Consider the following 12,050-nt stretch of genomic DNA (forward strand, 5'->3'; position numbering starts at 1 on the left):
TGCATTTCTGTTCTTTATTTCCCGTTTAGATCAGGATTCTGCATGGACGGCCCTTTTGCAACAGCAATTACCCTGATCGCAACGGCGGATAGCGCGCTGGTGCAGATCATCGGGTTGTCGCTGCGCGTGACGCTCAGCGCGGTGGTCATCGCTTGCGCGGTGGGCCTGCCCTTGGGGGCTGCACTGGCGCTGGCGCGGTTTCGCGGGCGGGGCGCGGTGATCGTGCTGTTCAACGCGCTGATGGGCTTGCCGCCGGTGGTGGCGGGGCTGCTGGTCTACCTGCTGTTGTCCCGCTCTGGCCCGCTGGGGTCTTTGGCGCTTCTGTTCACCCCGACGGCGATGATTATCGCGCAAACCGTGCTGATCTTGCCAATTGTCGTGTCGCTGACCCGCTCGGTGGTCGAAGACCTGTGGGGCGAATACCGCGAGCAACTGACCTCGCTCGGCGCAAGCCGCTGGCGCGCGGTGCCGACGCTGTTATGGGACGGGCGCGTGTCGTTGCTGACGGGCGTTCTGGCAGGCTTTGGCCGCGCCAGCGCCGAAGTTGGCGCGGTGTTGATCGTGGGCGGCAATATCGCGGGCCACACCCGCACCATGACGACCGCGATCACGCTCGAAACCAGCCGGGGCAATCTGGGGCTGGCGGTGGCGTTGGGCCTCATCCTGATGGCGCTGACGCTCAGCCTGAACGCGGTCGCGTGGGGTGCGGGCCAATGGGCCAAGGGGCGTTTGGGATGAGCGCGGGCGGCATTCTTCCCCTATCCCTGCGCGGCATGGGCTATGCGGTGGGCGGCACGGCCCTGTTGTCGGACGTAACGCTCGACATTCCCGCCGGTCGGCGGCTGATCGTGATGGGGCCGAACGGGGCGGGCAAAAGCCTGTTCCTGCGCCTGTGCCATGGGTTGATCGACCCTACATCGGGCACGCGCAAATGGGCGACTGGCGCCGCCCGCCCACGCGCGCAGGCGATGGTGTTCCAAAGGCCTGTCCTGCTGCGCCGGACGGTGGCGGCGAATATCGACTATCCGCTGGGTCTGGCGGGACTGGCGCGCGCAGAACGCGCCGCCAAAGTGGCACAGACGCTTGATCGGTTCGGCCTGCGCGACATGACGGATCAGCCCGCGCGGTTGCTTTCGGGCGGTCAGCAGCAACGGCTGGCGCTGGCGCGCGCGTGGGCGATGGACCCGGAAATCCTGTTTCTGGACGAGCCGACATCGGCGCTCGACCCCTCTGCCACCCGCATCATAGAGGAGATGGTCGCGCAATTCGCGGACGAAGGCATCACCATCGTGATGACCACCCATAACCTTGGCCAAGCGCGCCGCCTGGCGCAGGACGTGGCCTTTTTGCATCGCGGGCGGCTGATCGAGCATCGGCCTGCCGACCAGTTTTTCGCGGGGCCCCAGACCCCCGAGGCCCAAGCCTTTCTGGCCGGGGATCTGGTCTGGTAATCAAGAATCGGGAGAGAAAACATGACCCATACAAGCCGTTTCCTTCTTTCCGCTGCCTCTGGCTTGGCGTTGATCGCGGCCCTGCCTGCAAGCGCGGAAGAGGTCATCACCGTGGCCTCGACCACCTCGACCGAGAATTCGGGGCTGTTCGGGCATATCCTGCCCCTGTTCCAGTCCGAAACCGGGATCGAGGTGCGCGTGATCGCGCAAGGCACGGGCCAAGCGCTGGAAACCGGGCGGCGCGGCGATGCCGATGTCGTTTTCGTCCATGCCCGCGCGCAGGAAGAGGCCTTTGTCGCCGAGGGCTACGGCGTCCAGCGCTTCGACGTGATGTATAATGATTTCGTCATCGTCGGCCCGTCGGATGACCCGGCGGGACTGGCGAATGCCGCCGACGCCCCCGCCGCCATGGCCGCGATTGCAGGTGCGCAAGCGCCCTTCGCCTCGCGCGGAGACGATAGCGGCACGCATAGCGCCGAGAAGCGGCTTTGGGCGGCGGCGGGTGTGGAACCCGGCGGCGCATGGTATCTCTCGACCGGGTCGGGCATGGGGGCCACGCTCAACACCGCCGCGCAGGTGCCCGCCTATGCGCTGACCGACCGGGGCACATGGCTGTCCTTCCAAAACCGTGGGCCGCTGACGATTAGCTTTGAGGGCGACCCGGTCCTGTTCAACCCCTACGGCATTATCCTTGTGAACCCCGAGCGCCATCCGCATGTGAAGGCAGAGGCGGGTCAGGCCTTTATCGACTGGATCGTGTCCGAGGCAGGCCAGAACGCCATTGCAAGCTACCAGGTCGGGGGCGAGCAATTGTTCTTCCCCAACGCGCAATAATCCAATCCCGACCATGGCCGCACGCAGTTCAGCGCTGCGCGGCCATGGTCAAACCGACAGGCGCGACTAGATCCCCTGCATGAACAGTCTGACGCCCTTGGCCACCTGCCTGTCCGCCGCGCTGAACGGGGTGCTGCCGGTGCCGACCCAATCGGTCGTGCCGGGCTTGGCCGTGGGCGGCGTTCTGGCCGGTGACGTGGTCCTGCCGCATGACATGCCGCCCGTGTCGGAAGCCTTGCGCGCGGGCGTGGCGGTTGCGGCGCTCGACCTTGTCGGTGCCAGCCCCGGCGCGCCGGTGCCGTTGTCCGACCCGGTTGCGGTCGTCCCCGGCGCGGCACTGCCGCCCGGCACGGACGCGGTTTTGCCAGAGGACGGGATCGAGCGTTGGGGCGCGATGGCAGAGGCCATGCGCCCACTCTCGTCGGGCGATGGCGCACGTCGCGCGGGCCATGACGGGCGCGCGGGCGCGGTCTTGGTGCAGGCGGAAACGCGGCTGACGGCGCGCCATGCCTTTGCCGCCAGACAGGCAGGCGTGCAAAACGTGACAATCCGCCGCCCGCGCGTGGCGGTGCAACTGGATGACCCGACGCAAGCGGATTTCGTCGCAGCTTGGTTGGCCGATCTGGGCGCAGAGCTGGGCACAGAGCGGCCTGACCTAACCCTTCGCCGCACCCCTAACCATGCCCCCCGCCTCGCCCTTGGCCCGGCGGAAACCGCCTGGCTGGCGCGCGATGCGGCCGGTCTGGTGCTGGACCTGCCTGCCCGCTTCGACGGGATGGTAGCCGCGCTATATGCGCTCGCCCTGCCCGCCTTGGCGCGGCTGTCGGGCGCAAGCCCGCGCGCGGATGGCAGGCCGCTCGCGCGCAAGGTGACATCCACCGTGGGCCTTTCAGAGCTTGTGCTGTTGCAGGCCGAGGGCGACGCATGGCTGCCCCAGCCTGCGGGGCTGGTGACGCTCAGCGCGCTGGCCACGGCTCATGCTTTCGCCATCCTGCCCCCGGAAAGCGAGGGCTGTGCGGCAGGCACCCCCCTTGCCGCGACCCCGCTTGACCAACCCTTGGGATAGACCATGACAGAGATGATCCCGCCCGCCGGGCAAAGCCAGTTCCTGACGGTCCTGTCGCGCGACGCCGCCGAAGCCGCGTTCTGGGCCGCCCTTGCCCCCGCGCCCTTGGGCGAGGAAGAGGTCGCACTCGATACGCTCGCAGGCCGCGTGCTGGCGCGCGACATCGCCGCCCCGGTTGATGCGCCGCCCTTCGACCGGGCCACGGTCGATGGCTTTGCCCTGCGCGCGGCGGATCTGTTCGACGCCTCGGCCGCGAACCCGGTGCATCTGCGACTGAACCCAGAGGTCATTGCCTGCGGCCACGCCCCCACCTTGCCCGTCGCCCCCGGCACGGCCACGCCCATCGCAACCGGCGGGCCAATCCCGCGCGGGGCGGATGCGGTGGTGATGATCGAACATACCGACCCGGATGGCGACGGCATCGCGGTTGCGCGCGCCGTGGCACCGGGCGCGCATATCGGCTTTGCCGGGTCCGACATTGCGCGCGGACAGACGCTTTTGCGCAAGGGCATGGTCATTTCGGCGCGCGAGGTTGCGATGCTGGCCGCCGTGGGTTTGGACCGCGCGCCCGTCTGGCGGCGTCCGCGCGTGGCGGTTCTGTCCACGGGCGACGAATTGGTGCAACCGGGCCAGCCCTTGCGACCCGCGGGCATCTACGATTCGAACGGCCCGGTGATTGCCGCCGCCGTGGCGGAAGCGGGCGGTGAGGCCGTGCGCCTGAGCGCAATCGCGGATGACGCAGGGGCGCTGCGCGACGCGATCCGCGCGGCGCATGGCGCGCATGACGCCGTGATCTTGTCGGGCGGCACCTCGAAAGGGGCGGGCGACCTGACGACCACGCTGATTGCAGAGCTTGGCACGCCGGGGATCGTGGCGCATGGCGTGGCGCTGAAACCCGGCAAACCACTTTGCCTTGCCGTGTGCGATGGCAAACCCGTGGTGGTGCTGCCGGGCTTTCCGACATCGGCCATGTTCACCTTTCACGAGCTTGTCGCCCCTGCGCTGCGCGCCATGGCGGGCCTGCCGCCCAAGGGCGCGGCACGGGTCGCGGCGACGGTGCCGCAGCGGATGAGTTCGGAACTGGGCCGCACCGAATTTGCCATGGTCGCGCTGACGGACGGGCCAGAGGGGCTGGTCGCGCACCCGGTTGCCAAAGGGTCGGGCGCGGTCACGGCCTTTGCCCAAGCCGACGGGTTCCTGACCGTGCCGGCGCTGGCCGAAAGCGTGGCCCCCGGCACACGGGCCGAGGTGACGCTTTTCGGGGCCAATGTCGCCCCGCCGCGCTTGGCCATCATCGGCAGCCATTGCGTGGGGCTGGATGCGGTGACGGGGCAACTGGCGGATCGCGGGATCAGCGCGCGCGTGCTGGCCACCGGGTCGCAAGGGGGGTTGGCGGCGCTGCGGCGTCGCGATTGCGACATCGCGCCAATCCATCTGCTGCACGCGCAAAGCGGCACCTATAACCGCCCCTTCCTGCTGGACGGGATGCGGCTGATCCAAGGCTGGCGGCGGATGCAAGGGATCGTCTATCGGCCCGGCGATGCGCGGGCCGAGGGACGCGGGCTGGACGAGGCCATGGCCGCGCTGCTGGCCGACCCAGAGGCGCTGATGGTCGGGCGCAACCAAGGATCGGGCACGCGGGTGCTGCTGGACCGGCTGCTGGGCGGCGCGCGGCCTGCGGGCTATTGGAACCAGCCCGCGTCACATAACGCGGTCGCGGCGGCGGTGGCGCAGGGGCGCGCCGATTGGGGCATGGCAATCCGCCCGGTGGCGGATGCGCTTGGGTTGGGATTCATCCCCGTCGCGGATGAGCATTACGATTTCGCCGTCTGGCAAGACCCGCGCGACCCCGAGGCCGTGGCCGCCTTTGAAGCGGCCTTGCAGGCGAGTGGCGGCGCGTTGGAGGCTTGTGGCTTCACGATCTAAGGCTGCGCCTTGCGACCAGCCGCCGGGGGTTTCACCCCCGGACCCCCAGGATATTTGGGCAAGGATGAAAGGCGCAAAGGGCGCGTCAGGCGGTAATGGTCCTGACGCGCCCTGTCTTCAGTGACCGTAGAGGCCCGCAACCCGGCCCCTGAGCGCGACCAGCGCCAGAACCGTGTCGATCGTGGGTGTGGGCGTCCCTGTCACGCGGCCCAGTTCCTGGACCGAGCCCACCAGCGCGTCGATTTCCATCGGGCGGCCCATGTCGAGGTCTTGCAGCATCGAGGTGCGATGCGCGCCGACCTCTGCCCCGCCCTGGATGCGGCGGTCCACGTCGATGGGGAATTTGACGCCCAGTTTCTCGGCGATGGCTTGGGCTTCCAGCATCATGTTGCGCGCAACCTCGCGGGTGCCCGGATCGGTGCAGAGCGTTTCCAACGTGGCATGGGTCAGCGCCGAGATGGGGTTGAAGGACAGGTTGCCCCAGAGCTTGACCCAGATCTCGTCGCGGATCTTGGGGCGCACGGGTGCTTTCAGACCGGCGGCAGCCAGCGCCTGCGACAATGCTGTCGCCCGTTCGGATTTCGATCCGTCGGGTTCGCCCAGCGAAAAGCGCGTGCCCTCTATATGCTTGACGACGCCCGGTTCGATCACCTCGGCGGCGGGGTAGACCACGCAGCCCAGCACGCGGTCGGGGCCGAAACCGTCCCATTGCGCATTGCCGGGATCGACCGATTCAAGGCGCGTGCCTTCCAGCGGCCCGCCAATCTTGTGGAAATACCACCATGGCACGCCATTCACGCCCGACACGATGGTCGTGTGATCGCCAATCAGCGGCTGCATCTTAGGCACGACGGGGGGCACCGAATGCGCCTTAAGCGTGACGATGACGTAATCCTGCGGGCCCAGATCGGCGGCGTTGTCAGAGGCCGTGACCTTCACGGTCGTCTCGCCCTCTTCCTCGATCAGGCGCAGGCCATTCTCGCGCATGGCTTTCAGATGCGGGCCGCGTGCGACAAGGCTGACATCCGCGCCCACCTGCGCCAGTTTCGCGCCCATGTAGCCGCCAATGGCGCCCGCGCCGAAAATGCAGATTTTCATGGCGTATCCCCTTAGCCCAGACCAAGTTTCTCGGCCAAGCCGATGCGTTGCAGCTTGCCGGTCGCGCCTTTCGGGATCTCGTCAAGGATCAGGATCTTGCGCGGCACCTTGAAGGCCGCCAGACGCTCGGCGGCGAAATCGCGGATCTCGCGGTCGGTCGCGGTCTGGCCTTCTTTCAGCACAACGGCAGCGGCGACTTCTTCGCCCAGCTTGTCATGCGGCATGGCGAAGGTCACGCATTGGCCGACGGCGGGGTGGTCGGAGAGCACACCGTCCACTTCCAGCGGGCTGATCTTTTCGCCGCCCCGGTTGATGATTTCCTTCAGGCGGCCGGTGAGCGCGAGGAAGCCGTCCTCGTCGAAGGCACCCTGGTCGCCGGTGCGGAACCAGCGCTTGCCCTCGGCCTCGAAGAAGTTCTTCTCGTTGGCCTCTGGGTTGCCCTCATAGCCCGGCGTCACGTTCGGGCCGGAAATGGCAATCTCGCCCACGCCGTCGACAAGGCGGTTCTCGATCTCATGGGCGATGCGCACCTCGGGACCGGCGGGCAGGCCCACGGCACCCGGTTTCTGGCGACCCGGCTCGATCGGGTTGCAGCACATCTGGTGGGCGGCTTCGGTCATGCCATAGGCCTCGACCACGGGCGCGCCAAAGGTTTCGGCCAGTTGCGTCATGACCGGGCCGGGCAAGGAAGACGAAGACGAGCGCAGCAGGCGCAGGCGTGCCTTCTTGATGATGTCCTCGTTGCGCTTCGCGCGGGCGAGGATCGCCTGGTGCATGGTCGGCACGGCAGTGTACCAGGTCGGGTTGACCTCTTCCAGCCAGCCGTAGAACTTGAGCGCGTCGAAGCCCGGCGTGCAGCTGATGGACGCACCCGCCGCAAGCGAGGCGCTGACCGCCGCGACCAGCCCGTGAATGTGGAAGAGCGGCATGACGTTCAGGCACACGTCATCGGGGGTCAGCGCGAGCGAGGCGCGGATATTCTCTGCCGAGGCCGCGACATTCGATTGCAGAAGCGGCACGATCTTGGGGCGCGAGGTGGTGCCGGAGGTGTGCAGGATCAGCGCCACGTCATCGGGGCCAGGCACGCCTTCGGGCGCGCTGCCGGTGACATCGGTGGACAGGGTGAACATACCGGCGGGCTCGGTCGCCGTCAGCTCCAGCACGGTCAGACCGAAGCGGTCGGCGGCAGCACGGGCGGGGCCGGTATAGCCCGCCTCGACGATGATCGCTTTCGCCTTCAGGTCTTCGAGGTAGAAAGCGAATTCGTCTTCCTTGTAGGCCGGGTTCAGCGGCGCGGTGGTCGCGGCCTGCGCGACGGTGATGAACGCCGCCGCCATTTCCGGGCCGTTCGGCAACACGATGGCCACGCGGTCCTGCGCACCCACGCCCGCCGCACGCAGCGCGGCACGCACGCTTTCGGCAAGCGCCTTGAACTGGCCATAGGTCATCCAGTCGCGACCGGGGGCGCCGATGGCGTTGGCACTGTCGGGCTGGCGCTGGATCAGATCTGCGATAGTGTTCATCGAGTATCTCTCATCTTGTTGGTCTGTGGCGAAGCAGGTGCTTCAGGTTTTGACAGGTGGCAATCAGCTTTTCGCCACCGGTTTCTTGCGGCGCACATATTTCAACGCCGGCAGCAGGATCAGGATGATCGCGATGACCGTGATAGGCCCTGCAATCGGACGGGTGAAGAAGATCGACGGATCGCCCGAGGACAACAGCAGCGATTGCCGCAAGGTGGGTTCGGCAATCGGCCCCAGCACGATGGCCAGAACGGCCGGTGCCAGCGGGTAGTCGAACTTGCGCAGGAAGAACGCGGCCAGCCCGAAGATCACGATCAGCCACAGGTCGTGCATACTGCGCGAGGCCGCGTAGCCGCCGATGATGGACAGAACGAAGATCAGCGGCGCGAGGATGGTGAAGGGCATCCGCAACATCCAGACGAAAAGCGGGATGAAGGCAAGGTTGATGATAAGCGCGGCCACGTTCGAGATGTAGAACGATCCGATCAGGCCCCAGACGAATTCGCTTTCATCGACGAACAGGCGCGGACCGGGCACCAGCCCCCAGATGACCATGCCGCCCAGCAGGATGGCCGTGGTCGGAGAACCGGGTATCCCCAGCGTCAGCATGGGCAGCATGGAGCCGGTTGAGGCCGAGTTGTTCGCCGCCTCGGGCGCGGCCACGCCATCGGGGGAACCGCGGCCATATTCCTCGGGGTTGCGCGACACCATCTTGGCCACGCCGTAGGACATGAGCGAGCCGGGCGTCGCCCCCGCCGCGGGCAGGATACCCACGAAGAAGCCGATGAACGACCCGATCCAGGTGCCCTTCCAGCCACGCTTCGTGGCTTCCTTCGCGTCGGCAGCCATGCCCTTCAGGGTCATTTTCGGGTTGCTGGTCGTGATCTCGCCACGGGTTTGTTCAATGGTCCAAAGCATTTCACCAATGCCGTAAACCCCGATGGCCAGCACGATGAACCCGATCCCGCGCAGGAAACCGTCGATTTCGAACAGCACTAGGCGCGGCGCGCCAGAGATGGTGTCGAAGCCGACCGTTGCCAGCACCAGCCCAAGGCAGATCGAGAAGATGGTTTTCGGCACATCGTCACCGCTCAGCCCCACGAAGGTAGCGAAAGCCAAGAGCATCAGCGCGAAAATCTCGGGCGGGCCGAAGGACAGCGCGGCAGAGGCGAGGACGGGCGCGAAAGCCGTGAAGAAGATATTGGCCACCGTGCCGCCCACGAAGGACGCCAGCGCCGCCGTGACAAGCGCAAGGCTGGCGCGGCCTTGCAGCGCCAAGGGCCGCCCGTCGAACGTGGTCGCCACGGCGGTAGAGGCACCGGGGATCCCCATCGTCACCGAGGAAATCGCGCCGCCATACATCGCGCCGTAATAGATCGCGGCAAGAAAGATGATGGCAGAGCCGGGCGGCACGAGAAAGGTGATCGGCAGCAGGATCGCCACGCCGTTCACAGACCCCAGACCCGGCATCGCGCCGATGAACAGACCCACCGTCACGCCGATGACGATCAGCATCAGGTTGATCGGTTCGAGCGCAAGAAAAATGCCGTCGATCAGAAAACCTAGAACTTCCATGGCAACCTTCGGGTTTGAGGGGTCAGTAGATGATGTCGTACATCACGTCGAAGAAAGGCTGGGTGAAGGCCATGCCCTGCGGCATGGAAATCAGCATCACGGCCTCGAAGAAGAAGAACAGCCCGATCGGCAACAGGATCGAGATGGTCAGGGTCAGCACCCAGGAATGGCGGCCCAGAAACCGCAGGTAATACAGCAGGAACAGCGCGATCGCGCCATACATCGACACGACAGAGATCAGCGCGACAAAGGCCACGACGCCACCGCCGACATTCAACAGCGTCAGCCAGCCGAAACTGTCCATCAGCGGCTCGTCGGATTGCGACGCCGGAGTTTTCCGGCGCCACCAGTTCCACGCGATGGCCATGCAGCTGAGCAGCATGCCCAGCGCCAGCCAGAAGGGCCAGAACCCTCCCCCCGGACCGCGCCCGCTGATATACCCGATGGGAAGCTCTGTCGCTTTCCACATCAGGTAGATCGAAAAGAGGGCAAGAAGCCCTGCAAGAGAAATCTCACCTTGGCGCATGACTGCCCTCTTTCCTTTGGTCTTCGCTTAGTTGTCGATTTCAGACAGCAGTTGACGGTGGTTCGCCACCTGGGTTGCCCAGTAGGCGCGGGTTTCTTCCTCGTTCATCGGCAGCGGCGACAAGCTTTCCGACACGAGGTAGTTCTGCCACTGCTCGCTGTCGTAGACCTGCCCGAAGACACCGCGATAGTATTCGGCGGCTTCCGGCGACATGCCCGGCGCGCCCACGATGGCCCGCTGGTTGTAATACGAGAAGTCGTGACCTTTTTCCTTCATGGTCGGCACGTCGGGATAGGCGTCCATACGCTCGTCCGAGAAGGCCAGAAGCGGCACGAAGTCGCCCGACTCGTAGAAGCCCTTGGCTTCGGCAGGGTTGTTCACGGTCGCCATGATCTGCTGACCGGCCAGCGCCGCGGCCACTGCACCGCCCCCGTCGAAGGGGATGTAGTTGATGTCCAGATCGAACGCGCCCGACATGTAGGCGATCACGATCGAGTCTTCCTGCCCGGTGCCGGTGCCGCCCATGACATATTCGCCGTTCATTTCCTGAACCTTGGCGACATATTCCTCAAAGGTGGTGATGCCGGAATCCTTGTGCACCCACAGCACGAACGGGTCCACGCCCATCATGGTGATCGGGGTGAAGGTTTCGATGTCGACGCCCAGCGCTTCCTGACGGATCGGCGTGGTGTAGAACGAGTTCAGCGTCACCATCAGCGTATGATCGGGGTCGCGGGCGTCCTTCAGGTGCAGAAGCGATTCCGCGCCGGACCCACCGCCACGGTTGGTTGGGATCAGCGGACGGTTGGTCAGATCACCGGCTTCGACAACCGACTGGATGAAGCGCGCGATCTGGTCCGCGCCGCCGCCGGGGCCGGCCATGATGGTAAAGTCGATGGGGCGGCGCGGCTCCCAGTCTTGGGCTGAAGCGGTCATCGGCAGCGTTGCGATGGTGCTGCTGGCCGCCATGGCAAGGAATAGGCGCTTGGTCAGTTTCATTGGGGTCTCCTCCCGAAAGTGTCCCGGACGAGCCGAGATGGTTGTGCCGCGGGCTGCGCGACGTGCAAAAACGCTGACAAGGGGCCGCTCCTCTGCGGCCCTGTGGTGACAAGATGGCGTCTAATGCGCCATCAGAACCGGCATTTCCGTTGCATCGACAATGCGTTGGGTGTTGCCGCCGAACAGCATCTCGGTTTCGTGGCTATGGCTGTAGGCACCGGTTACAAGCAGGCTTGCCCCGACCTTTTCGCAGGTCTTCAGCAATTCCTTGGCCGGGTCTTTGCCCGCGAAGGTCACGATCTCGGCGTTGATCCCGCGCAAGGCGTAATAGGCGGCCAATTCCTCGACCGTGGGGCCATGGGCCTGCACCTTGCCGCCGGTCAGGATGCTGACCCGCTTGGCGGCATGAACGATGTTCAGAGACGAGGCAACGGCGCGCGCGGCGGGCAGCGACCCGTTCCAGCCGATGGCCACATGCTGCGCGAAACTCGCATCGGGTTGCAGCTGTGGCGGGCAGATCAGCACCGGGCGCCCTGCCCCGTAAAGCGCCGATTTCAAAGAGCTTTGGCCCAAGTTCCGCTCGCGCTGCGGTTTTGGCAGAACGATCAGGTCCGAGAGGCGGCCTGCATGTTTGACCACATCGGCCATGCGGCCCGCTTCCTCGGTGAAGGTGCAGGTCGGCTTGCTGTCGTCGCTCGCATCTTCGGTCAGACCGAAATCATTGGCCAGACGGCGCAGGATGCCGCGCAGGTGGTCTTCCTGGCGGTTGGCCAGTTCGACCGCTTGCTCCATCATCACCTTCTTGGCGAAGTCGTTCAGCGGAATGCCTTGCGGAATCAGATCCTTGGCCTGCGCACGGCAATGCACGACGTTGACCTGAGCGCCATGTTGCTTGGCAAGCTCGGCCGCGTGCGCCAGCACGGTCGCGACCATGCCATCCCCGCGCACCGGCACCAAAATCGACTTCAGCATCGCACCCATCCCTCCGTGCGTTTCTTCCATGGCCAGTGTCTGGCTTTTTGGCCGGGCGAGGCGAACGGAAACGTCGCGAA

General features: G+C 65.9%; 11 protein-coding genes. 5 read left to right on the forward strand and 6 right to left on the reverse strand.

From position 1 onward, the window contains the following. Positions 1-42: 42 nt before the first annotated feature. The 5 genes from J1C52_RS08435 (at position 43) to J1C52_RS08455 (ending at position 5,277) form a co-directional block, all read left to right on the forward strand. The gene (locus tag J1C52_RS08435; RefSeq protein ID WP_227427492.1) at positions 43-738 is read left to right on the forward strand and encodes an ABC transporter permease; all 696 of its coding nucleotides are present in this window, start codon (positions 43-45) and stop codon (positions 736-738) included. Continuing rightward, positions 735-1,451, forward strand: a complete 717-nt coding sequence (locus tag J1C52_RS08440; protein WP_227427493.1) for a phosphate ABC transporter ATP-binding protein — start codon at positions 735-737, stop codon at positions 1,449-1,451. The genes J1C52_RS08435 and J1C52_RS08440 overlap by 4 nt, the downstream gene beginning before the upstream one ends. A 21-nt stretch (positions 1,452-1,472) precedes the next feature. Further along, positions 1,473-2,285 carry a substrate-binding domain-containing protein gene (locus J1C52_RS08445; protein WP_227427494.1) on the forward strand — a complete coding sequence of 271 codons (813 nt, stop codon included), beginning with the start codon at positions 1,473-1,475 and terminating at the stop codon, positions 2,283-2,285. A gap of 79 nt (positions 2,286-2,364) precedes the next feature. Further along, positions 2,365-3,351 carry a hypothetical protein gene (locus tag J1C52_RS08450; RefSeq protein ID WP_227427495.1) on the forward strand — a complete coding sequence of 329 codons (987 nt, stop codon included), beginning with the start codon at positions 2,365-2,367 and terminating at the stop codon, positions 3,349-3,351. A gap of 3 nt (positions 3,352-3,354) precedes the next feature. Beyond that, on the forward strand, positions 3,355-5,277 hold the full coding sequence (locus J1C52_RS08455) for a molybdopterin biosynthesis protein (RefSeq protein WP_227427496.1): 1,923 nt from the start codon (positions 3,355-3,357) through the stop codon (positions 5,275-5,277). 117 nt (positions 5,278-5,394) lie between these two features. On the opposite strand, the gene J1C52_RS08460 is transcribed toward J1C52_RS08455, so the two are convergent. The 6 genes from J1C52_RS08460 to J1C52_RS08485 form a co-directional block, all read right to left on the reverse strand. Then, positions 5,395-6,375, reverse strand: a complete 981-nt coding sequence (locus J1C52_RS08460; protein ID WP_227427497.1) for a 2-dehydropantoate 2-reductase — start codon at positions 6,373-6,375, stop codon at positions 5,395-5,397. A gap of 11 nt (positions 6,376-6,386) precedes the next feature. Next, complete coding sequence (locus tag J1C52_RS08465; protein ID WP_227427498.1) at positions 6,387-7,898, reverse strand: AMP-binding protein; 1,512 nt, start codon at positions 7,896-7,898, stop codon at positions 6,387-6,389. Between the two features lie 63 nt (positions 7,899-7,961). After that, positions 7,962-9,473: a tripartite tricarboxylate transporter permease gene (locus tag J1C52_RS08470; protein WP_227427499.1), complete on the reverse strand. Its 1,512-nt coding sequence runs from the start codon at positions 9,471-9,473 to the stop codon at positions 7,962-7,964. 22 nt (positions 9,474-9,495) lie between these two features. After that, positions 9,496-9,999 (reverse strand): tripartite tricarboxylate transporter TctB family protein, encoded by a 504-nt coding sequence (locus tag J1C52_RS08475; protein WP_227427500.1) that lies wholly within the window; start codon positions 9,997-9,999, stop codon positions 9,496-9,498. A gap of 27 nt (positions 10,000-10,026) precedes the next feature. Beyond that, positions 10,027-10,998: a Bug family tripartite tricarboxylate transporter substrate binding protein gene (locus J1C52_RS08480; RefSeq protein WP_227427501.1), complete on the reverse strand. Its 972-nt coding sequence runs from the start codon at positions 10,996-10,998 to the stop codon at positions 10,027-10,029. A gap of 120 nt (positions 10,999-11,118) precedes the next feature. Continuing rightward, the gene (locus J1C52_RS08485; protein WP_227427502.1) at positions 11,119-11,970 is read right to left on the reverse strand and encodes a universal stress protein; all 852 of its coding nucleotides are present in this window, start codon (positions 11,968-11,970) and stop codon (positions 11,119-11,121) included. Between the last annotated feature and the right edge of the window lie 80 nt (positions 11,971-12,050).

It is taken from the genome of Roseibaca sp. Y0-43, from assembly GCF_020667835.1.
Taxonomy (GTDB): domain Bacteria; phylum Pseudomonadota; class Alphaproteobacteria; order Rhodobacterales; family Rhodobacteraceae; genus Roseinatronobacter.